Source organism: Trichocoleus sp. FACHB-46 (assembly GCF_014695385.1).
GTDB lineage: Bacteria > Cyanobacteriota > Cyanobacteriia > FACHB-46 > FACHB-46 > Trichocoleus.
Map to the genome: position 1 here is coordinate 77629 of NZ_JACJOD010000031.1, position 23042 is coordinate 100670.

The following is a 23042-nucleotide window of genomic DNA, read 5'->3' on the forward strand; positions in this document are numbered from 1 at the left end:
GAAGGCGATCGTCGCTTCTCATTTTGCTTGGTAGTTGACCCAAGAAATAGCAATGGGATTTTTTGACTCTGAGATTGTGCAGCAAGAAGCAAAGCAGTTGTTTGAGGATTATCAATCCCTAGTGCAACTGGGCAGCAGCTACGGCAAATTTGACCGAGAAGGCAAAAAGCTTTTCATTGAGCGGATGGAAGGGCTGATGGAGCGCTACCGCATTTTTATGAAGCGCTTTGAGCTATCGGAAGATTTTATGGCGCAAATGACCGTGCAGCAGCTGCAAACACAGTTAGGTCAGTTTGGGATGACGCCCCAACAGATGTTTGAGCAGATGAACCTTACCCTAGAGCGGATGAAGGCTGAGGTAGAAAAAACCTCTTAGAGGAGCAAGCTGGATAGACTAGGTCAACGCACGACCTGGCCCATATACTCGCCCCATAACTGAGCTGCTTGGCCGCTGCTGCCAGTAGTGGGATCGTTGTTGTCGTTGCCCAACCAGATCCCTGTAACTAGAGAGCGGCCAGGAATGTATCCAACGAACCACAAGTCAACGCTGTCGTTTGTAGTTCCTGTTTTTCCCGCTTCTCCCAGGCCTAGGGAGGCACTGCGTCCCGTTCCGCTCTGCACGACTCCCTGCAACAGCCCGGTCATCGTATCTGCGACTTCTGGCGGTAGCACAGAAACGTTAGCTTCCGAATCTTGGTCGTAGGTATAGATCACTCGACAAGTTTGGAAGTTATTGCGGTCTTGACAATCACTGCTATCCAAAATGCGTTGAATAGCATGGGGACGATGGCGGACTCCACGATCGGCTAGGACACTAAAAGCGCCTGTCATTTCCAGAGGGGTGACTTCACTTTGGCCTAAGACGAGACCTGGGACAGGATTAAGCTCAGACTGAATGCCCATTCGCCGAGCTGTTTGCACGACCTTATCTAAGCCCGCATCTTGAGCAATCCTGAGGGCGATCGGATTTTCGGAGAGGGATATGCCGCTATACATATCTAAGCTGCCACCTCCAGCGTTACAGCCACTAAACGATTGGCCACCCCAGTCTAGAGGAGCGCAGGAATAAGGCTTTCCCGGCGAAATTCCTTGCTCCAAGGCCGCGGTGTAGCTAAAAATTTTGAAGGTAGAACCAGGCTGGCGTAGAGCTTGGGTTGCTCGGTTAAATTGACTTTGCTGGTAATCGACTCCACCGACTAAAGCCAGGATAGAGCCGTTGCTGGCATCTAGCGTGACGATCGCTCCTTGGGAAAAATTGTAGGTGGCTCCAACATTGGCGACTGAATTTCGCAAAGCAGTTTCTGCCAAGGTCTGCATTTGCAGGTCCAAGTTGGTTTCAACAATAAAGTTACCTTCTTCTGCGAGTTGCTTGCCGAGCAGAGTTTGCAACTCATCAAACACATAGCCATAGAAGTAAGGCGCACGAGTACTCTCTAAAATTTCCCTGGCTTTAGGATTAATTTCAATGCGCGATCGCCGGGCTCGCTGGGCTTCTTCCAAGCTCACCATGCCCATCGCTGCCATTCGATTAATCACGCGATCGCGGTACTCTACTGCTGCCTGGTAATCACGAATGGGGTTGAAGCTATTCGGGGCGGGCAAAATCCCTGCCAGTGTCGCTGCTTCTGAGAGGGTTAGATCTTTAGCCGACTTGCCAAAGTAAAACTGAGCCGCATCCTCAAAGCCAAAGTTACCATTGCCCAAGTACACTCGGTTCAAATACATCTTGAGAACCGCGTCCTTGCTGTAAAGCATTTCTAGCTTCAGCGCTACGATCGCTTCTCGGAGTTTGCGTCCGGCTGAATCTTGAGTGCCGACATAGTCACGGAACAAGCTGCGAGCCACTTGCTGGGTGATCGTGCTGGCACCCTCGCGAATGCCTCCACCCCGAATATTGGTTAGTAAGGCTCTTAAAATCCCAATCGGATCAACGCCTAAATGCCAGTAAAATCGGCTATCTTCCGAGGCCACTACTGCCTTGGGTAAATAAGCTGAAAAATCCGAGAGTTTATTCAGTTCTAAGTGGGCGTTGTTGCGGGCAGGGCTTAGCGGTGTTTGGCGATCGCGAGCGTAGACCATGACTGGTCCTTGGATCGATTTGGGCAAGGGGCGCACCGAAAACTTAGTCCACTCAATACCCACCAATAAGGCTGTGATCGCTGTAAGGCCGCTCACCCCGTAGAGACTATAGCGAAACGCTTTGACGTACCACGGGGGAGGGTTGTGATACTGGATGCGAACCGCTGCGGCAAGCTCCGGTGGCCCCAGAGTCAGAATATCACCGTGATACAACGTGGATGTATTTACACGTCGCTTGCCCCGGTAGATGCCATTGGTCGAGTTTTCATCCTTAAGCACAAAGGGCGTTTGCTGCTGGCGATCGCGAGTCAGGGAAAGATGAATCTGACTGACAACGGGATTGCGCACCACAATGTCACAGGACTTGGAACTCCGCCCCAACAGGTAGCGATCGCCCAACAAAGGATAGACTTCTGCCTTTTCAGTCCCAGCATCTTGCACCCACAGTTCTGGCACCCTTGCATCCGGATTCAAGGCAAGTTTGGAAAAATCAATCTTAGCCTGAATGGTCTGTACAGCTTGGGTCAAGTTACCCAACAGGGTTTTAGATTGACGAGGGGGCTGGGGAGGAGTCATTCACTACCAACACAAATTTAGCTAAAGCAATCGGAAGCAGTATAAACAACATTTGACTGAAGTTGAGTCAAGGATGTTGCGCTTGTTGCAGTTATTCAGCGGCAATTCAGAGTTTAGGTGGCAACCTCATGAGTTGATAATATTGATTGCCTAGCCAACTATCTTTACCCGCTTCATCCCCAATCATACAAGCTAGACTTAACTGCTGCTGTCAACAAACCGCTAAGTAGTCTGAGCTTAGCGCTGAGTAGAATCAGGATGCGAATCTCCCTTAGCAACATCCTCCCCTCTGAAAGTAGCAATTAACAAACAAACAATCCCAACATTAATAAACACATCAGCAATGTTGAAGACCGGAAAATCAATCAGCCGAAAATCCAAAAAATCGACGACTCGACCCTCCAGAAAGCGATCGATACCGTTGCCTGCTGCACCACCTAAGATGCAGCCATAGCCAGCCTGCTCCCAGCGATTCATCCTCGGCCCGAACAAACCCAGCGCCACCAGAATTAAGCTAACTCCCAAAGATAACCAGCGCAGCCAGTCACCACCTTGACTGAACAAGCTAAAAGCAGCACCCGTGTTAGTCACATAGGTAAAGTGAAAGACATTGGGCCAAAGTGCCCAAGATTCGGGAGGAATCGTCAAGTCAAACTGAGTTACAACCCAGTACTTAGTCACACGATCTAAAATCAAGCTAATGAGAGCTGCAAGCCAAAAAAAACGATTCTTCCAATTCATAGCAACTGGGTTAGAGAATTTCAAACCAACTAGGCACCCACCAAGCACTACGAGGCAGCAGACAACGTTACTTGATTTAGCCCACTTCAGTAAAACATTAAGTGTCGAATCGTAAAGGCTAAAACTGTGACTGCACAAGTAAGGGCCAATTGGCCTGGCAAAGCATAATAAGAGTACTTCAATACTGCTTCTAGCAATGGACTCGTAGCATTCACCCAGCTAAAAAGATAGCCAACAATCAAATACACCAAACCAACTAAGTGAACGCTCAGCAACCCGCAAAGACAACTAAAAGTCAAAGCCTCTAAGCGAGGTGGAGCCTTAAAAGCCAATGAACCACATACCCAGGCTCCTGGCACAAATCCTAGCAAGTAACCAAACATTGGCTCTCGGATATAGCCAAAGCCCCCACCTTGAGTAAACACTGGAAAGCCAGCTAGACCCAGCGCTAGGTAAGCAATTTGGGAAAGTACCCCGGCATTTCTCCCACCCAAACAGCTAGCCAATAACACTGCCCCAATTTGACAAGTCACCCCTAGTGGATAAGCTTGGATGCCAGAGCTGTCCCAGCTCCAAGGCGGGCTAGTAATCGACGCCCCTAAAAAGGTGCCACCAATCGTTAAGATTAGGCCGATAAAGGCCCAGAGTAGTTCAATGGGAGCAGCCACTATGGGTTCAAGAATACAGAGCGATGGGGGCGGGAGTAACAAGATTATCCTCTCCTAAGCTAGAGGTTTAACGACCTCCAAGATCTAAAGCGCTGATCGCAATAAGTCTGTAAAAGCTTATTTATAACGCTTGAGAATCAACTAGCGTGAGAAGCAATATCAGTTGATTTGCCTTTAGTGTTGGCATTGTATCACTGGATTGGAAGCACCTACGCTCCTGGCCTGGAAGTACAGCCTTCAGCACCAGAGTTGTTTAATTCAGGCAGTAAGCAGCAGATCAAAATTGCCTTAATCTGTCAAAACAGGCTCAATTGCAGCCGCCTGATTTACTGTTTTTTTGGGATTGAAGTAAGCTTCTAAAACCTGCCGCACCATGGGAGCTGCAAACGAGCCACCACCGCCACCAGAGTTTTCGCCAAACGCCACAACTAAGACTTGTGGCTTATCAAGGGGAGCATAAGCTCCAAACCAAGTATGAGATTCGCGGCCAAAGTCCTCAGCAGTACCACTCTTACCAGCCGTTGGCGGAATTGTTGATACATTGAGAGCAGCGCCAGTGCCACCGTCCACAACCTCTCGTAAGCCTGCCCGCAAAACATCAACGGTTTCAGGTCTGAGCTGCAAAGATTCGCGCCAGTTTCGGGCAGCTTCATTGTCCTTGAACAGGTGAGGCTTAACTTTGTAACCACCATTAGCAGGCACAGCAAACATCACTGCCACTTGCAAAGGTGTGGACTGAAGAAAGCCCTGGCCGATCGACATATTAACGGTGTCCCCCAGGTACCAGCCTTCCCCTAATTCCTTGCGCTTCCAGGCATCATCTGGCACTAAACCTGCTGCTTCTTCAGGTAGCTCAATACCCGTTTTTTGGCCAAATCCATATCGTCGAGTCCAGGGAATGAGGGTCTGGTCACCAATTCCCATAGCGATTTGGTAGAAGAATGTATCGCTGCTCCATTTCAAGGCTCCTGCAAACCCTAAAACGCCAAATCCAGCTCGGTTCCAGTCACCAAACTCGATGCCTCCCACAGTGATAGAAGGGTAGGTATTCAGGACAGTATCCGGAGAATATTTATTGGATTCGATCGCGGCTGTAGTGGTGACAATTTTGAACGTACTTGCAGGTGGATACCCCTGCACGGCTCGGTTGACGAAGGGATGGTCTTCACTTTGCAAGCGCTGCCATTGAGCATCTGTAATTCGGGTCGAAAACAGGTTTGGATCGAAGGCAGGGCGGCTAACCATGGCCAGAACTGCACCATTGTTCGGGTCCATGGCTACGATCGCGCCTTTGCGATCGCCCAGCGCCGTTTCCGCTGCTTTTTGCAACTTCAAATCTAAGGTTAAGCGGACATCTCTACCTGCCTGAGTTTGCTTCTCACCCAGAATGCGGACAACTTGACCCATGCCATCCACTTCAACTTGCTGGCCGCCCCATTCACCCCGCAATTGTTTTTCATAGGCCGACTCTACGCCCATTTGGCCAATCACATCGCCGAGGCGGTATCCTTCATCCTTACGTTTTTCCAGCTCTTCATCGCTCATCTCACCTGTGTAGCCCAGCACATGAGCCGCCAAGTCTCCGTGAGGATAGTATCGAACGGCTTCCGCATCAACCTCCACCCCTTCCATCTCGCTGGAGTACTCGGCTAAAGCTGTAACTTGAGCTGGACTTACACCCCGCGCAATCCTGACTAAATAGGGAGAAGTATACCCTGCTTGTTCTAGCCGCTTTTGAATTTCTGCTTCGGGGATCTGCAAAATCTGAGAAAGTCGATTTAAAGTCGCAGGCCACTCAGATTGCTTCCGCGCCAATGGCCACAAAAACACTGAGTGCGACAGGCGACTACCAGCCAAGATGCTGCCGCCTCGATCTAAAATTTTGCCGCGCTCTGGTTGCTTGGGGATCAAGCGAATGCGATTATTTTCTGCCAACTGGCGGTTCCGATTTCCTTCGACCAATTGTAAGTAAGCCAACCGACCGCCAATTCCACCCAACATTAATAAACTGACAACCAACATGAAAGCTATAGACTGGTAGCTTCTGCCAACCGTACGCGCTGCGGGTTGTTGAATGATGGGAGGAGATTGTGTCAAAGTCATAAGGTCGGAAAAATTGTGTCCGGAGAAATTAGTGGCAGTGAGTTTTTACCTAGTCTACCGCTAGTCTCCCCGCCAAGCGCAAATCTTGATTTAGTGAAGAATTATTGCATGCCGACTGGGTTGCGCTGTTAAAGTTATTTGCTTAACAGTGTTTAGCTTTTAATCTACAAAACCAGTTTGGGCAGGCTATAGATTAGAACAGTCCCATTCCTTAACCTTGGTTAGGTGGATAAAATAAACCAAAGCCGGTTCTTGCCTCTCTCAAAGGGTAGAAATTTAATTTGGCTTTGCGTTCGTGGGGAAATCAGCGCAGGAAATCGCCACTATGTCTCAGACTGCTACACAGCGTCAGGATGCGATCGGCATCGATACTGAGTTTGATGTTGAACTTCGTAAGGTTTTCAAGGTCTTTAATAGTGAAGCAGTCGTCCGAGGCATCGATCTTAGTATTCGCAGAGGTGAGTTCTTTAGCATTTTGGGTCCCTCTGGGTGTGGCAAAACGACAACCCTTCGATTAATTGCTGGCTTTGAAACTGCTACTGCTGGGGAGGTGCTGATTCGACGCCAAACCATGAATCAGATTCCACCTTACCGTCGTCCTGTCAACACAGTTTTTCAAAGTTACGCCCTATTCAATCACTTAACGGTTTGGGACAACATTGCTTTTGGCTTGAGAATTAAACGCCAAAGTCGAGGTGAAATCCGTGAACGAGTAGGCGAAGCATTACGGTTGGTCAAGATGGAGGCTTACGCCCATCGATTCCCAGCTCAACTCTCTGGAGGGCAGCAACAACGAGTTGCCTTGGCGCGGGCTTTGGTAAATCGTCCGGCTGTGGTGCTCTTAGATGAACCGCTAGGGGCTCTAGACCTGAAGCTACGAAAAGAAATGCAGGTCGAGCTGTCCAACCTACATCAAGAACTGGGGGTCACCTTTATTATGGTGACTCACGACCAAGAGGAAGCTTTGAGCTTGTCAGACCGCATCGCTGTCATGCATGAAGGCAAGATTGAGCAAATCGGTTCGCCTACTGAAATTTACGAACGACCCCGCACGCCATTTGTGGCAGATTTCATTGGAGACACAAATCTTTTCCGAGGCAAGGTTGTAGAGGCAGATACCGCTTCCTTAAAGGTAGAAACAGAAACTGGACTCAAAGTTATAGCCAAACCTTGGGAATCTGGCAATTCACCCATCACGGCTCCAGTCGTGGTGAGCGTCCGACCGGAAAAGATTCAGGTGAGTTTGTATACACCTAGCGTGTCCCATAATTGTTTTGAGGGACGACTGAAGCATGTGATGTATTTAGGAACGCATGTTCATTATGTGGTGGAGCTGCTTTCCGGCGATCGCGTCACAGTCATGCAACCGAATACAGTCGGTGCCCTGCCCGATCCTGAAACTCCCATTTACGTTTATTGGGCCGCCACAGACTGTCTGGCTTTAACTGCATAGGTAGCACAACAACATTTTTCAAGACAGCATGTCAACGCGACGGCAATTCTTAAACACTACAGCATCCGCGCTTTCGGGGCTGGCGCTTTCCAGTTGTGGTTGGACTCTGGCCCAAGTTAGGCAATCCGCAGCTCAGCCTGGCACCTCCAACAAGCTCTATATCTACACCTGGTCTAACTACACGGATGAAGATTTACTGAAGAGCTTTAGTGAGCAAACTGGCATTGAAGTCATTACCAATGTCTTTGACTCGAATGAGTCGATGTTGGCCAAAATTCGGGCAGGAGGTGGTTCGGAGTACAGCATTATTTCGCCATCCGACTATATGGTCCGCCAGATGAGCGAAATCGGACTCTTGAGCGAGCTGGATCACAATCGTTTAAGCGGTCTCAACCAGCTTTTGCCACGCTTTCAAAATCCTGTTTATGACCCTGGCAATCGCTATAGCATCCCGATTAGTTGGGGCACCACCGGACTGATCTATAACGCGCAGAAGCTGAAAGAACCTCCTACAGATTGGAATTATCTCTGGGACAACCAAAAGCAATTAACTCAACGCATTACCTTGATTAATGATGTGCGCGAGGTGATGGGCGCGACCCTACGGATGCTGGGCTATTCTTACAACTCCACGCAACCTGCCCAGTTAGAGCAAGCTTACGAGAAGTTAGCGGCTTTGAAACCCGCGATCGCTACGTTTACTTCCGATGCTTGGCGCGACCAAATGGTGGCAGGAGATTTATGGTTAGCGATGGGGTACTCGGCTGATGCCATTAAAACAGCTCAAGACAATCCAAATCTCAAGTATGTGATTCCTCGCAGTGGCACATCTTTATGGACTGATACGATGGTGATTCCCAAGTCAGCTCCAAATCCTGAAGCCGCTTATGCTTGGCTCAATTTTATTTTGCAGCCATCGATCATGGCTCAGGTGTGTTATCGCCTGAAGTTTGCCACTCCTAATCGCGCGGCGATCGCTCAGTTACCCGCCGACATCCGCAACAACACCAACCTATTTCCGCCAGAATCACTGCTGACTAAGTGCGAACAAATCGCTCCTATTGGGCAGTTCAGCGAAGTCTATGATCGCTACTGGACGCAGCTAACCAGCAGTTAAATAATAGTCGTCTCTCTTCTTAGGTCTACGCATGACGCCTCTTGCTTCCAGAAATACTCCCACTGCATCGGATATAGGTCGTCCGGAGTCAAAGTGGTTAGGGCCATTGGTCCTGTTAGGGCCATCTGGCATTTGGCTAGGTTTGTTGCTAGTGATGCCAGCCTTAGTAATTTTGGAGTTAAGCTTCGTCCCAGGCATTCGACCAGGAGATGTCGTTAACCCTTCAGGTTTAGACAACTACACTCAGATCTTTCAGCCGATTTATCTACAAGTCATTGGGCGATCGCTATTTTTCGCCATTAACACCACCATTATTTGCCTGTTATTGGGCTTCCCGGTAGCTTATTGGATTGCCCTTCTGTCTCCGGCGCGTTGGCGCAATTTATTGTTACTGTGTTTCGTGCTACCGCTTTGGACTTCGTCGTTGCTGCGCTCTTACGCCTGGATCACCATCTTGAGGCCGACAGGTGTCCTTAATACTTTGCTCGCGAGTATCGGCTTGCCGCCTTTGACTTTACTGAACAGCAGCTCGGCTGTATTAATTGGCATGAGCTACAGCTTATTGCCTTACATGGTTCTAATTCTTTACGCATCTTTAGAAAAACTCGACCGCAGGCTATTAGAAGCGGCGGCTGATTTAGGAGCTCATCCCAGCGAAGCGTTTTGGAAGGTGACAGTACCGCAGACCTTACCAGGAATTGCGGCTGGCTCCTTACTCGTGTTTATTACCGGGTTAGGCGATTTCGTGGACCCCGAACTGTTAGGCGGTGCTTCTAGCATGACTGCGGCCCGCCTCATTTACAACCAGTTTCTCGGGGCTACGCAAAACTGGGGATTTGGGTCCGCTTTGAGTATGCTGCTAATTTTGGCGGTTAGTCTGGCGATCGCTTTGCTAATTAAGTATGGCGATTCCACGTCGAAACGCTAAATTGGGCGAGCGCCGGGTCATACTAAGTCATCAGGGTGCCAACATTCAGGATTCAGACACTATCGCTCGAAGGATTCATGTTTCTGTGATTGGACCGCAAGCCAAAACGAACCCCCGTGCTTCCTGGCAGGCCCTGTTCTCCCTGCTCATGTTTGGGTTCATGTATTTGCCCATTGTCGTCCTGACGTTCTATAGCTTTAATCAGTCAGCCTATAGTGCTAGTTGGACAGGGTTTACTTTGGCCTGGTATCGCAAGTTTTTCGCTGACGAGCGCATTTTAGCCGCTCTACAAACGAGTTTAATCGTGGCCTTAGTAGCAGTGGCGATCGCAGCCGTGCTAGGAACGCTGATGACAGTTGGTTTAACCCGCTATCACTTTCCAGGAAAAGGGCTGTACCGAGGGATGTCGTATTTGCCCTTGATTATTCCCGACATCGCGATCGCCGTTGCCACCTTAGTTTTCTTGGCCGTGGTGGCAATGCCCCTCAGTTTATGGACGATCGTAGCTGCCCATGTGGTGTTTTGCTTATCGTATGTGGCGATCGTCGTCTCCACTCGTTTAACTGGGCTAGATTCTCACTTAGAGGAAGCAGCGCTAGACTTAGGAGCCACGCCCACTCAAGCTTTCATGCAGGTGTTGCTACCTGAACTCATGCCAGCGATCGTCTCTGGTTGTCTGTTGGCCTTTGTGCTGAGCATGGATGACTTTCTCATTGCCAGTTTCACGGCTGGAGGGGGAGCAACTACGCTACCAATGGAAATTTTCAGCCGCATCCGCACTGGAGTGAAACCAGATATCAACGCGCTCAGCGTCGTCTTGATCTTGGCGTCCGGTTTCGTTGCCTTTGTGGCTGAATCCATTCGCTATCAAGGTTCGCAAAAGCGGTTCAAGTAGCTAAAGTCATTTGCTTACAAAAATCTACTTACCTGGAGTAGTGCGATCGCCATAAACCCAGCGCCAGAGCGGATGGCTCGGTCCTTGCTGCTGAATTCGCTGTACTTGTCGCTCTAAGCGTTGTTTTTCTGGTACAGGCAGCCCTAGGAGAATGTTGCGGCTTTGCCAAACCAAAGTTGCTACAGTTAAACCAATACATAAACCCAGGCCAAATGTGGGCACTGGATTGTAAGCAAACCCATAGCGAACGGCTGACCAAGTAAAATACTGCACCCACAAAGCAAATTCTCCTCGCAATCCCCAAAGACTGAGGATGCCAATCGTTAGCCAGAGGCAGAGAACAAAACACCATCGCCCCCAAACTGTTAACTCATGCAGCCTTACCAGCTCTGGCGAAAGCTTGGGGGTGTGGGTCAATTCTGGGGTGTGGTCAGACTGCTCCATAAGTTCTAGCTAGCTCGAAGCAGCAATTGCCCTGAGGCAAAGTTAGGCATCCTCAGAGCTAACAGAAGCATCGATCGCCGGAGCACTGGTGGCTAACGCTGGGATTGCTTGACCATTACGCCTGCGCCACCAAGCCAGCAGAGTACTGGCAATGAAGATGCTAGAGTAGGCTCCCATCGTGAAACCAACAATTAAAGCGAGGGCAAAGTTCTTTAGCGTTTCTCCACCAAAGAAGAAAATTGACGACAGGGTTAACAGGACGGTGAGAGTGGTGTTGATGGAGCGAGTCAAGGTTTGGTTGACTGCATCCTCAACAATATCGTCAATATGGCGTTCAGGATTGAGGATAATAGTCTCCCGGATGCGATCGTAAATCACGACGGTATCGTTAACCGAGAAGCCCACAATCGTGAGCAACGCCACAATAAACAAACTATCCACTTCGGTCCCAAACAGTAGGCCAAAAATTGAAAACATGCCAACTGTGACTAAAACATCGTGAAACAAAGCCACGATCGCCATAAAAGCGTAGTCGAACTGAAACCGGAAGCTCATGTAGACGATAATTCCGGCAAAAGAAACAATCAGAGCCAGCATTCCAGAAGTGAACAATTGGCGACCAATCGTGGGACCAACCGTGTCAATTTGAGTGGTTTTGGCATCAAATTTGCCTACGGCTTCACTTAAAGCCGTCTGGAGCTGCGTCCGTTCATCTACATTCAGGGTTCTGGTGCGGATGGAAACGGCTTGCTGATTTTGCCCTACTACCTGAATACTGCTCCCACCCAGACCTTGTTTGTCCAGCACTTCACGGACTGTACCTACATTCACTGGTTGGTCACAGTTGTTTGCCACTGCACAATCCAGTTCAAATTGAATCCGAGTGCCTCCCACAAAGTCCAAGCTAGGACGTAGAGGCGCTTTAATGTCAGGGCGTGTCCAAGAGATTGCCATTGCTATCAAGCCACTGAGGATGATGAGCAATGAAATGCTCCACCACAGCGATTGCTGCTTCATAACCTTGAGTTTCATGGAGTCACCCCTGCTTGAGGCTGATTAGACGCGGGTACTTTAGGGCAATAGAGTTCGGTTTTGCGTAGGGCGGGAAAGCTAATTGCGAGCAGCATTAGAGTGCGGCTACAAGTAACAGCGGTAAACATACTGATCATGACTCCTAGAGCCAGCGTCAGGGCAAACCCTCGCACTAAACCTGCTCCTAGCCAGAACAAAGCCCCACAAGCAATCACTGTTGTGACATTACTATCTAGAATGCTAGAGAAAGCTCGATAGAAGCCAGATTCTACAGAACGATACAGAGTTTTACCTGCGCGTAATTCTTCACGGGTCCGTTCAAAAATTAAGACATTGGCATCTACGGCCATCCCAATACTGAGGATAAATCCTGCAATCCCAGGCAGGGTAAGCGTCACATTCAGCAGGGTAAAGCTGGCAAAGGTTAGTAGCGAATAGATTACTAAGGCTAGATCGGCGATCGCACCGGGTAGGCGGTAGTAAACCACCATAAAGATCAACACTAGAAACAAACCACCCAATCCAGCATAAATACTGCGCTGGATGCTATCTCTTCCTAGAGTCGCTCCCACTGTGCGGTTTTCCACGATCTCCACAGGGACAGGTAAAGCGCCACCCCGCAATTGCACTGCCAAATCGTTCGCTTCTTCAGCCGAAAAGCGGCCTTCGATCACAGCGCCGCCACCTGTAATGCCAGTTTGAGCAAACTGAACGCCGACGGTGGGGGCACTAATCAAGCGATCATCCAAGAGAATGCCAATGCTTCGTCCCGTTCCTGCCAAACTCTTGGTTAAATCTGCAAATAGCGTTGCTCCCTTAGAATCAAACTTGAGGGAGACATTCCAGTTATTCCCACTGGCTGCGGCAGGCTCAGCCGATGCATCTTGGAGGTTTTCTCCCGTTAAGCCACTCCGCTCAAATAACTCTGCGATCGCCGCATTACTGCGCTTGATCGCCGCTTGGTTTTCGGCCAGTGCTGCCTCATTACCAGCGCCTTGTTTTTGCAACTCTGCCTGCTTAGCTTGCAGTTCTTGCCGCACCTGAAACTCCACGCCTAGCTGAGCTTCTGTTCCTGGTTTCTGCTTACGGAAGTCTAACTGGGCGGTACCACCCAGCACCCGCTCTGCCTGCTCCGGATCGCTAACTCCGGGAAGTTGCACCAACAGTTGGTCTTCTCCGACCGTCTGAACCACCGATTCAGACACACCTAATCCGTTGATCCGTCCTTCTACCACCCGCTGCACAGCTTCCATCACGCGAGGAGTGATTTCCTTCACATTTTCGGATGGTTTTACTTGCAGGGTAAGTTGAGATCCCCCTTGTAAGTCCAACCCTAGCCGCACCGGAACTTTCGCAATCGTCACAATCGAGGCGATGACGAGGACGATAATTAAAGCCAATAATGAACGCTGTCTTTGCATAAGTCCTGAGTTTGGAATTTTGAGTGTTGAGCTTGAAGGTTAATTCAGAGTTCAACCTCAACACTCAAACCTATCTTAGCTACACCCGTAGGGCCACCATTTTTTGCACAGCTTCAACAATTTGTTGTGGCTGCACAATCGTGAGATTTTCTAGGGTGCCGTTGTAAGGAGTGGGAATGTCCTGGGAGGAAAGACGCAACACGGGAGCATCAAGTTCATCAAACAAGCGATCGTTGATCGAAGCAATCAGCTCTGCCGCGATCCCACCTGTTCTCATACACTCTTCAACAATGATCACCCGGTGAGTTTTGCGAATCGAAGCCCCGATCGTGTCAAAGTCCAATGGCTTGAGGGAGATTAGATCAATCACCTCTGGGTCATAGCCATCTTTTTCCAAGGTTTTTACGGCTTGTAAGACATGATGACGCATCCGAGAGTAGGTCAAAATCGTCACATCTTTGCCTTGCCGCACCACTTCCGCCTTGTCTAGAGGCAGCGTGTATTCTGCTTCGGGCAGATTCTCCTTCAAGTTGTACAGCAGCACATGCTCGAAGAACAAAACTGGATTGTTGTCTCGGATGGCAGACTTCAATAAACCCTTAGCGTTGTAAGGAGTTGAGCAAGCCACAATCTTCAACCCAGGTACTGCCTGGAAGTAAGCTTCTAGACGCTGGGAGTGTTCTGCTCCTAGCTGTCGGCCAACTCCACCCGGACCTCGGATCACCATCGGGATCTTGTAGTTACCACCAGATGTATAGCGCAGCATCCCAGCATTATTGGCAATCTGGTTAAAGGCCAGCAGCAAGAAGCCCATGTTCATGCCTTCAATGATCGGGCGCAGCCCTGTCATTGCCGCTCCTACTGCCATGCCTGTAAAGCTGTTCTCGGCAATGGGCGTGTCTAAAATCCGCAGCTCACCGTATTTTTTGTACAGATCTTTCGTGACTTTGTAGGAGCCGCCATAGTGGCCTACATCTTCCCCCATGACGAGCACGGAGGGGTCGCGGGCCATTTCTTCGTCAATGGCTTCACGTAGGGCGTTAAACAAGAAAGTCTCTGCCATCGATACCTCTGAGTTGCGGCAACAGTCTACTGGTCAAAATCTAATGGTCGAAATTGCTTTGAACTTGCTTTGGTGATCCAAATTAATAATCATAGCTGCTGAAGTGAATCATCCGTATATTCAGATTCTGGCTATGCAGCAGGGCGATCGCCCACTCTAGGAAAACAGCAGACAAAAACCGGACAAGCTACTCACCTGCCCGATTCCAGCCGCAAGAGTAACTAGATTATTCGTCCTCGGCAAACACAAATCGATACAGTTCGCTAGCGTCAGGTTCAGGGCTTTGCAGCGCAAACTCCACGCCCTCATCGACCGTCGATTGAATTTTGCGCTCGATTGCCTTGAGTTCCTCTTGATTTACCAAGTTTTGCTCAATTAAATAAGCCGCAAACTTCTTGATGGGGTCACGAGCCAGCCAAGCTTCTTTTTCATCCTTAGTACGAAGTTCGTCCGGATCAGCCAAAGAGTGGCCTCGGAAGCGATAGGTCAGGGCTTCAATGAGGGTCGGGCCTTCGCCAGCCCGTGCCCGTGCCACAGCTTCTTGAGCAACAGCCCGTACTGCCATCACATCCATGCCATCCACTTCTACACCAGGCATGCCAAAGACGCTGGCTTTCTTGTAGATTTCTGGTTGAGAAGTGGCTCGCTCATGGGCCATCCCAATTGCCCACTTGTTGTTCTCTACCACAAACAAGATGGGTAACTTCCACAAAGCTGCCATGTTGAGGCACTCGAAGAATTGGCCATTGTTAGTGGTGCCGTCTCCAAAGAAGCAAGCGGCAACTTGGTCTGCCGTCTCATCTCCTAAGACTTCCCGACGGTACTTGCTCTGAAAAGCAGCTCCTAAAGCAATCGGAATTCCTTCACCAATAAAGGCAAACCCACCCAGCAGATTGTGCTCAGCTGAGAAGAGGTGCATCGAACCACCCCGCCCTTTGCTGCAACCTGTAGCTTTACCAAATAGCTCTGCCATCACTTCTCGGGCTGGAACCCCAGCGCTGAGGGCATGCACGTGATCACGGTAAGTGCTGCAAACATAGTCTTCGCCGGGTCGCATCGATTGAATCACCCCTGTCGATACAGCCTCTTGGCCGTTGTAGAGGTGAACAAATCCGAACATTTTGCCCCGATAGTACATCTCCGCACACTTATCTTCGAAAAAGCGGCCCAAGATCATGTCTTCGTAGAGCCTTAAACCTTCTTCTTTGGTAATTTGTGCCGAAGCAGCTTGAAATACTGGTAAAGTCCGTTCCTGAACCATTGATTTGTAGTACCCTCGCAGCAATACCCAAGCTAAATTTTATCGAGATAGTTTGACTTTCCTGCGGAAAGCCAGCTTCTTGTACCTGCCAGATTTTCCCAGTCTACTTAAAACGAAGGCATAGCGCTCTCAGTGTTTTGGCAATACCGGGTGAAGCTGCACACTAAATATCTGATGTGCTGAAGTGCTGACGTTTTGCCACTAGCACCTGAATCAAAATAGCGTCCTCATGACCCAAAAATCAAATTTTGTCACCTTGACCTTAGCTAGCTGCATAACAACGAAGTTTGCTAGTCAAGGTTTTACTGCTTAGAGTTTCAACGTTTAACTTGTTAAAACTTATATAAAAGTTATATTCCTTGGTACAAATTTTTCCTTATCTTGGTACACTCGCCCAGTAAGGGTCACGGGTTATGATTGTGGCACTATCTTGACAACCTCTTGGGTTTTCACAGATTAATATTTAGTTGCTTGCCGCTGGGGAAGTGAACCGTGCGAATTCCGCTCGATTACTACCGAATTTTGGGCCTACCTATCCAGGCCACTGCTGAACAGTTGCAACAGGCTCATCGCGATCGCGCCTTGCAACTTCCTCGGCGTGAATATTCTGAGGCAGCGATCGCTGCCCGAAAGCAGCTGCTTGACGAAGCATATGCTGTTCTATCCGACCCTGATCAGCGTCAGGCCTATGACGCTAATTTTCTCGCTAAAACCTACGAGCTTGAGCCCGATCGCCCTGGCACCTCGTCAACTACAACACCTGCAGAATCCACAGATACCAGTAGCGACCCCTACACACCTAGTGTTGACATCCACGATGACCAACTTGTGGGTGCCTTGCTCATCTTGCTAGAGCTTGGTGAGTACGAATTGGTGCTGAAATTGGGACGTACCTATCTGGGTAACAACAGCAGTCTTAAGAATGGACGCTTTGGCGAGCCAGATATTGTTTTTGCCGACATTATCCTCACCGTCGCTTTAGCCTGCTTAGAGCTAGGACGAGAGCAATGGCAACAGGGACAATACGAAAACGCCGCAGAGTCCTTAGAAGCAGGGCAGGAATTGTTATTACGCGAAGGATTATTTGCTACCGTTCGGGGTGAAGTTCAGACGGACTTATACAAGTTGCGACCTTACCGAGTGTTAGAGCTGCTAGCGCTACCTGAGGAAAGCACGACCGAACGACGGCAAGGACTGCGTTTGCTGCGGGAAATGCTGCAAGAGCGGGGTGGGATTGACGGCACTAGCACCGATCAATCTGGTCTTAACGTTGACGACTTTCTCCGCTTTATTCAGCAGCTACGGAGCTACTTAAGCGCCGCAGAGCAGCAAACCTTATTTGAGGAGGAAGCACGTCGTCCTTCGGCTGTGGCTACCTATTTAGCGGTCTACGCTTTACTCGCCCAAGGATTTGCTCAATGCGAGCCTGCCCTAATCCGACGAGCCAAGCTGATGCTAGTGCGACTGGGTAGCCGTCAAGATGTGCATCTAGAGCAAGCGGTTTGTGCGCTCCTTCTAGGTCAAACTGAAGAAGCGAGTCGAGCTTTAGAGCTAAGCCACGACTACGAGCCTTTAGCCTTTATTCGAGAGAATTCGCAGGGATCACCAGATCTGTTGCCAGGTCTCTGTCTCTATAGCGAGCGCTGGCTGCAAGAGGAAGTCTTTCCTCACTTCCGTGACCTAGCTCAGCAGCAAGTTTCTTTGAAAGATTACTTTGCTAACGAACAAGTTCAGGCTTATTTAGAAGAGTTACCCAACGAATCTCCTAACAGCAATGGTTGGGCAGGCTCCTCCAAAGTGGAGACCAACGGACAATCTAGCTCGACGCGAAACGCGGGTCAGTTTAGCAATGGGCGCGAAGTCGGCAGCTACTCACAACCACCTGCCACCGCTACCCGCCTACAGCAAAGCGTGGAGTCAGAACCTAGAGTTGCCCCTGCGACTCGGGCAGTCACCACAGTTTCTCAATTAGGGCAAGTGGGTGCAGAGCACACAACCCCAGTGCCCTCGAATTCAGTTCCAGTAACTCCGCCCTCTAGCCAGCGTCCTGCCTCTGGGATTGTTGCTAGAGACGGCAATGCTCATAATTCATTGCGCCCTGCAGCACTGGATCATTCAGGGCCACCACCTAGAGAGCGATCGCGGAGTCAGGTTGCCAATGGCCTCCGAGTTCCCGAGCCGGAAGACTTACCGCCTCGGCGGGGAGGAGAGGCCACCTCAACATCTGCAAAAAAATCTAAGCCGATTTTGCTGTTTGTACTTGGCTTACTAGGACTCGCAGCTCTAGGGTATCTAACGACCAAAGCCTTTGGCTGGGCCACAAGTGCTCTCCAAGACTCACGGGGACCCAAGTTAGAAGCAAATCAACCCATGATCTCGCTCGATCGCCCACTGATTGCCGTACCTGATCCTGAAGATACGGCCCAGGCTGCCGCAGGTCCCTTAACTAAAGAAGCAGCTCAGACGGTGGTGCAAACTTGGTTGTCTGCTAAGGCGGCTGCTCTCGGTCCCAATCACGCTACTACTCAGTTAAATCAAATTTTGACTGATGGTGCTTTGGCGCAATGGCAACAACAAGCTGAAGACGACAAGGGTAGCAATTCCCACCGAGAGTATCGGCACTCGATTGGATCAATTGATGCCGTCGAAATGAGCGATGTTGACCCCAATCAAGCCAGGATTGATGCGGAAGTAAGTGAAGCTGCTGCCTTCTACGTCAATGGGCAACTCGATCCCAGCTTGTCCTACACCAGTGAAAGCATTCGAGTGCGCTATACCCTGGTGCGTCGCGATGGTAGGTGGCTGATCCGAGAAATGGATGTGCAGTAGCAGCATTAGATCTAATCCACAGCTAGATCTAATGCTGCGGTTCCATTCAGACCAAGATGGCAATGAGAATTTGGTTCTAAAAACTTTCACTGCCATTTTGCCCGCTGACCAGTAAGTAGATATACCTTACTTGAGGTTATCGCTAACCGCTTGGGGGACCAATGATAAGATCAGCCTAGGTTCCCAAAAAACAACTGCAACAAAATGGCAACTATGTTATCGCTAGAAGCGGCTAGGGCACAACCTAAATTGAAACTGGGACGAGTCTTAATTGTCGAAGATGAAGAGCTGATTCGCGAAACGATTGCTCTAGCGCTAACAGAAGAAGGATATGAAGTTTTAGTCGCTGAAGATGGACGCAGTGTGGCAGAGCTGACCCTAAAATCTGAAGCAGGCAGTGAAAAGGAAGCGGCCCAACTCGATCTGGTCATCCTTGACCTCATGCTGCCCTACATCAACGGGCTGGATCTGTGCCGATTGATTCGCCATGAGGGCAATAGTGTTCCAATTTTAATGCTGAGTGCGAAAGGCAGCGAAACCGATCGCGTAGTGGGACTAGAAGTGGGTGCAGACGATTATTTGACTAAACCTTTTGGCATGCGAGAACTCATTGCTCGCTGTCGTGCCCTACTCCGTCGGCATCGGCATACACAACCAACCATTCCAGAACCGATTCTAAAGTTTCAAGAGATCACCCTTTATCCCCAAGAATGTCGGGTTATGGTGAGGGGTGAAGAGATTAATCTTTCGCCCAAAGAGTTTCGGATTTTAGAGTTATTCATGAGTCATCCTCGGCGAGTTTGGTCCCGTGAGCAGCTAATTGAGCGGGTTTGGGGACCAGATTTTATGGGAGACAGTAAGACGGTTGATGTACATATTCGTTGGTTACGGGAAAAGCTAGAGCTTGATCCGAGCCACCCCGAGTATTTACTAACGGTACGCGGATTCGGTTATCGATTTGGCTAAAACAGGTTCGTTTGCAAACTTCGATGGCCCCTAGTTATGCCAATTTTTGGTAGAAACGCTACGCAAAGACATGATTGCCCTCTGCGATCGCCATTGCCGTTACTGTGGAATTCCTAGGGTTTTTCCTCGGACTCGCACTTGGTCTAGCTCTGCTGGGGTGGTATCGGCTGCGGCTGAATCAGCGATTGGCGATATTAGCGCGAGATTTACAGTCAGAAATTTGGGGTTCGCCTGCTTCTCTGACTTCGCGGCTTACGCTCGCGATCGCCTACCAAAAACAACTCAGCCAGCAGCTAGAACAAGAAGTTGAAACCTGGAAACAGGTACTTTTTAGTGCCCCTGTGGGTTACTTACAAGTAGACGAAGACAACCAATTAACTTGGTGTAACGCCCAAGCACGCCAGATTTTAGGGATTCAGCAATGGGAATCTAGCAAACCCCGTCTGTTGCTGGAACTGGTGCGCTCCTATGAACTCGATCAACTGATCGAGCAAACTCGTGATGCCCAGCAACCTTGTGATAGCGAGTGGGTATTTCACCTGAGTAGCCCTGATCCCGTTAGCATTTCCCGCCAATCCACCTGCCCGCTGCGAGGCTATGGCTTGCCCTTGTTAGGAGGTCAGGTAGGCGTTTTTCTAGAGAATCGCCAAGAAGCCGCAACCCTCGCTCAGCAGCGCGATCGCTGGATTTCGGATGTGGCACATGAACTCAAAACTCCTTTAACCTCAATTCGTTTGGTAGCCGAAACCTTACAAACTCGCCTAGAGCCACCGTTACGCAACTGGATCGATCGGCTGCTAAACGAAGCAATTCGGCTCAGCAATTTGGTCCAAGACCTTCTGGACCTGAAACAAATTGAGCGCGGGGCTCCTTACTGCCTGAACTTAGGCCAGCTCAACCTGGCAGAGCTAATTCAGTCAGCTTGGCTTAGCCTCGAACCCCTAGCTCGTAAAAAACACGTGCAACTTTCGTACCACGGACCTGAAGTAGTCCTCATTCAGGCGGATGGTCCCCGGCTTTTCCGGGTATTGCTCAATTTGTTGGATAACAGTATCAGATATAGCCCTTCCCAAGAGGCAATTAGAGTTCAGATCAGGGTTCAGGAGGTAGCTCTCAAGGCTACAGAATCAGTTGAATCACAGGTTTGCTTGGAGGTGATTGATTCGGGACCTGGTTTTCCAGAAAGTGCCCTACCCTACGTATTTGACAGGTTTTATCAAGTTGATCCCTCGCGATCGCGCCAGTCTGGAACTAGCCCGTCTTTAGAAGTGCAAACCCCCGTCACCCGCATCAAGGTGCCAATGCCCGAAAAATCTAATGGGCTTGGTTCTCCCACACCAACGATGCATCCGGGAGCTCCAATAGAGGTAACAATTAGTCAGGCTACAACTGCCTCCCCGCGAAGAGAGCTACACAATTTTGGCCCTCCAGAGGCAGAGGTCCAACGGAGTGGTAGCAGTGGACTAGGACTCGCTATTGTCCGGCAGATTGTGGAAGCGCATCAAGGCTCTGTAAGTGCTAACAATCATCCAGAAACGGGAGGTGCATGGTTACAGGTTTTTCTGCCTTGTCAGCAATCTCACCCATTTATAAAAAGCTGAGACTCGTTTCTCTAGCCCATCTTCCTGTAATATTTGTACATATCTGATGACCGCGTAGTCTACAGAGCAGTCCCCTATGGAAGAACGGCTGCATAAAATCTTGGCCCAATGGGGCATCGCTTCTCGCCGCCATGCGGAGAAGATGATTCTTGATGGGCGAGTTCGCTTAAATGGTACTGTAGCGCAACTAGGCCAGAAAGCGGATACACAACGCGATCGCATTGAGGTGGATGGAGTCATCATCCAACCCACCCAGCGACCTCAGCATCTGTACCTCCTGCTCAACAAACCCGTAGGGGTCGTTTCTACCTGTGATGATCCGTGGCAGCGGTCTACAGTTCTGGATTTACTGCCTGAAGCCCTGCAACAAGGTCAAGGTTTGCATCCTGTCGGTCGTCTAGATTTTGACTCCACTGGAGCTTTATTGTTAACTAATGACGGTGAATTAACGTTTTTGTTAACGCACCCTCGTCATCAAATTCCTAAAACTTATAATGTTTGGGTGCAAGGTCGTCCTTCGGAGGCAGTTTTGCAGCAATGGCGTCAGGGGGTCATGCTATCGAACCGAAAAACTTCACCGGCACAAGTCCGTGTACTAGATCGGCAAATGGGGAAAACTCTCTTGGAGATTGTGCTGCATGAAGGTAGAAATCGCCAAATTCGACGAGTTGCAGAACAGCTAGGGCATCCAGTTTTAGAGTTGCACCGGGTCGCGATCGGCCCCATTCAACTCGAACAACTTCCTCCTGGCAAATACCGAACCCTGACAGATTATGAGATTAACTTTTTACAGACGGAAACTATTAGCCCCAAACAAGGCATTGGTCCTTAAGACCAGTGAGTATACAAAACTACTAGACAAATTTATAAATAGTGCGGCAGACGTCAAGGAGCATAGCGTATGAAGAAGTCAACCCTACAACTAGAGCAAGAACGAGTCAACAAACTTCAGGAAATGGGTTCCTACTTACGCCAGCTTCGCCAAGACCAAGGAATGTCGTTAGAAGAAGTTGCAGCGAAGACCAAAATCCAAATGCGCCTTCTAAATGCTATTGAGGCAGGTGATCTAGAGCAGTTGCCTGAGCCAGTTTATATTCAAGGTTTTATTAAACAGTTTGCCGATGCGTTAGGGATTAACGGGGCAGCATTTGCCAGTTCATTTCCCACGGCTCCCATCTTGCGACCGATTCAACAGCCTTGGCGCAACTTACCTGCCGCTCAATTACGGCCCGTCCACTTGTATGTGGTCTATGTCTGCTTGATTGTGTTTGCAGTCAATAGCTTGTCCTATTTGATGAACCGTTCTGGTACATCAACAATTTCCAACATAGAGGCATATCAACCACCTGGCACTCAAACAGGCCAGGTTCCTAACTCAGTGGTAGCCAACCAAGCCTTTGGGCCTTTTAGCCCCGTTAAAGCGCCTGCTCAGGGCAAGATAAAACCTGCGACTTCAGGTTTGGCGGGGCTCCTGGCCATGCCTCAAAACGCCAATGATTCTGGTAAGCCAGTCCGAGTCAGCGTCACTTTCAAGGCTCAATCTTGGATTCGAGTGGTCACTGATGGTAAGACCGAATTTGAGGGAGTTTTACCAGAAGGAACTCAACGCACTTGGATGGCTGATGAACAGTTGACTCTAAGGGCTGGTAACGCCGGGGGTGTGCTTGTAGGACTTAACGATCAGCAGGCAAAGCAGCTGGGCGACCCAGGCTCGGTAGAGGAGGTCACTTTTGAAGCGAATACGAATGCGGCCCAACTCTCACCCGGAGCACCGGGAGCGGAGCCAAACAACTTGACTCCCACAGTCCTCCCGGTACCATCCGATCGCGTGGCAATCCGTTAATCGATCTATCCCTAGGCCCAGT

The 23042-nt window shown here is 49.6% G+C and carries 19 protein-coding genes; 10 read left to right on the forward strand and 9 right to left on the reverse strand.

Annotated elements, in window-relative coordinates:
• Positions 1 to 52: 52 nt before the first annotated feature.
• Positions 53 to 376 (forward strand): DUF1825 family protein, encoded by a 324-nt coding sequence (locus tag H6F72_RS18475; RefSeq protein WP_190438912.1) that lies wholly within the window; start codon positions 53 to 55, stop codon positions 374 to 376.
• A 23-nt stretch (positions 377 to 399) separates the two neighbouring features.
• Here the strand turns inward: H6F72_RS18475 and H6F72_RS18480 are convergent, their stop codons facing one another.
• The 4 genes from H6F72_RS18480 to mrdA form a co-directional block, all read right to left on the reverse strand.
• Entirely contained in the window at positions 400 to 2655 is a 2256-nt protein-coding gene (locus H6F72_RS18480) for a PBP1A family penicillin-binding protein (RefSeq protein ID WP_190438915.1), read from the reverse strand.
• A 237-nt stretch (positions 2656 to 2892) separates the two neighbouring features.
• A complete protein-coding gene (gene lspA / locus H6F72_RS18485; RefSeq protein WP_190438918.1) occupies positions 2893 to 3396 on the reverse strand; it encodes a signal peptidase II in 504 nt (167 codons plus the stop codon).
• Positions 3397 to 3482: 86 nt separating this feature from the next.
• Positions 3483 to 4064, reverse strand: coding sequence for a biotin transporter BioY (locus tag H6F72_RS18490; RefSeq protein WP_370527532.1), 582 nt, complete (start codon positions 4062 to 4064; stop codon positions 3483 to 3485).
• Between the two features lie 288 nt (positions 4065 to 4352).
• Complete coding sequence (gene mrdA / locus H6F72_RS18495) at positions 4353 to 6167, reverse strand: penicillin-binding protein 2 (protein ID WP_190438920.1); 1815 nt, start codon at positions 6165 to 6167, stop codon at positions 4353 to 4355.
• A 325-nt stretch (positions 6168 to 6492) separates the two neighbouring features.
• Here mrdA and H6F72_RS18500 point away from each other — a divergent pair, with 325 nt between their 5' ends.
• Genes H6F72_RS18500 through H6F72_RS18515 form a run of 4 tightly spaced genes read left to right on the forward strand, consistent with a single transcriptional unit; the run spans position 6493 to position 10560 of the window.
• Positions 6493 to 7620: an ABC transporter ATP-binding protein gene (locus tag H6F72_RS18500; RefSeq protein ID WP_190438921.1), complete on the forward strand. Its 1128-nt coding sequence runs from the start codon at positions 6493 to 6495 to the stop codon at positions 7618 to 7620.
• 28 nt (positions 7621 to 7648) lie between these two features.
• Positions 7649 to 8737, forward strand: a complete 1089-nt coding sequence (locus H6F72_RS18505; RefSeq protein WP_190438922.1) for a spermidine/putrescine ABC transporter substrate-binding protein — start codon at positions 7649 to 7651, stop codon at positions 8735 to 8737.
• A 31-nt stretch (positions 8738 to 8768) separates the two neighbouring features.
• A complete protein-coding gene (locus tag H6F72_RS18510; protein ID WP_190438923.1) occupies positions 8769 to 9665 on the forward strand; it encodes an ABC transporter permease in 897 nt (298 codons plus the stop codon).
• The gene (locus H6F72_RS18515; RefSeq protein ID WP_190438924.1) at positions 9640 to 10560 is read left to right on the forward strand and encodes an ABC transporter permease; all 921 of its coding nucleotides are present in this window, start codon (positions 9640 to 9642) and stop codon (positions 10558 to 10560) included. Before H6F72_RS18510 ends, H6F72_RS18515 begins: the two co-directional genes overlap by 26 nt.
• Before the next feature lie 24 nt (positions 10561 to 10584).
• Here H6F72_RS18515 and H6F72_RS18520 read toward each other — a convergent pair whose 3' ends face one another.
• From H6F72_RS18520 to pdhA, 5 genes are all read right to left on the reverse strand, one after another.
• Positions 10585 to 11004, reverse strand: coding sequence for a hypothetical protein (locus H6F72_RS18520; RefSeq protein ID WP_190438925.1), 420 nt, complete (start codon positions 11002 to 11004; stop codon positions 10585 to 10587).
• Between the two features lie 42 nt (positions 11005 to 11046).
• Positions 11047 to 12036, reverse strand: coding sequence for a protein translocase subunit SecF (secF, locus tag H6F72_RS18525; protein WP_190438926.1), 990 nt, complete (start codon positions 12034 to 12036; stop codon positions 11047 to 11049).
• Positions 12033 to 13457, reverse strand: coding sequence for a protein translocase subunit SecD (gene secD, locus H6F72_RS18530; protein ID WP_190438928.1), 1425 nt, complete (start codon positions 13455 to 13457; stop codon positions 12033 to 12035). Before secD ends, secF begins: the two co-directional genes overlap by 4 nt.
• Before the next feature lie 79 nt (positions 13458 to 13536).
• Complete coding sequence (locus H6F72_RS18535; RefSeq protein ID WP_190438929.1) at positions 13537 to 14520, reverse strand: alpha-ketoacid dehydrogenase subunit beta; 984 nt, start codon at positions 14518 to 14520, stop codon at positions 13537 to 13539.
• Between the two features lie 226 nt (positions 14521 to 14746).
• Positions 14747 to 15781 carry a pyruvate dehydrogenase (acetyl-transferring) E1 component subunit alpha gene (gene pdhA / locus H6F72_RS18540; RefSeq protein ID WP_190438930.1) on the reverse strand — a complete coding sequence of 345 codons (1035 nt, stop codon included), beginning with the start codon at positions 15779 to 15781 and terminating at the stop codon, positions 14747 to 14749.
• 492 nt (positions 15782 to 16273) lie between these two features.
• Here pdhA and H6F72_RS31180 point away from each other — a divergent pair, with 492 nt between their 5' ends.
• The 5 genes from H6F72_RS31180 (at position 16274) to H6F72_RS18565 (ending at position 23020) form a co-directional block, all read left to right on the forward strand.
• A complete protein-coding gene (locus H6F72_RS31180; protein ID WP_190438932.1) occupies positions 16274 to 18610 on the forward strand; it encodes an IMS domain-containing protein in 2337 nt (778 codons plus the stop codon).
• A gap of 204 nt (positions 18611 to 18814) precedes the next feature.
• A complete protein-coding gene (locus tag H6F72_RS18550; protein WP_370527533.1) occupies positions 18815 to 19576 on the forward strand; it encodes a winged helix-turn-helix domain-containing protein in 762 nt (253 codons plus the stop codon).
• 74 nt (positions 19577 to 19650) lie between these two features.
• Complete coding sequence (locus H6F72_RS18555) at positions 19651 to 21177, forward strand: cell wall metabolism sensor histidine kinase WalK (RefSeq protein WP_199299173.1); 1527 nt, start codon at positions 19651 to 19653, stop codon at positions 21175 to 21177.
• A 76-nt stretch (positions 21178 to 21253) separates the two neighbouring features.
• On the forward strand, positions 21254 to 22009 hold the full coding sequence (locus H6F72_RS18560) for a pseudouridine synthase (RefSeq protein WP_190438935.1): 756 nt from the start codon (positions 21254 to 21256) through the stop codon (positions 22007 to 22009).
• A gap of 69 nt (positions 22010 to 22078) precedes the next feature.
• Positions 22079 to 23020, forward strand: a complete 942-nt coding sequence (locus tag H6F72_RS18565; protein ID WP_190438937.1) for a helix-turn-helix domain-containing protein — start codon at positions 22079 to 22081, stop codon at positions 23018 to 23020.
• Positions 23021 to 23042 lie beyond the last annotated feature (22 nt).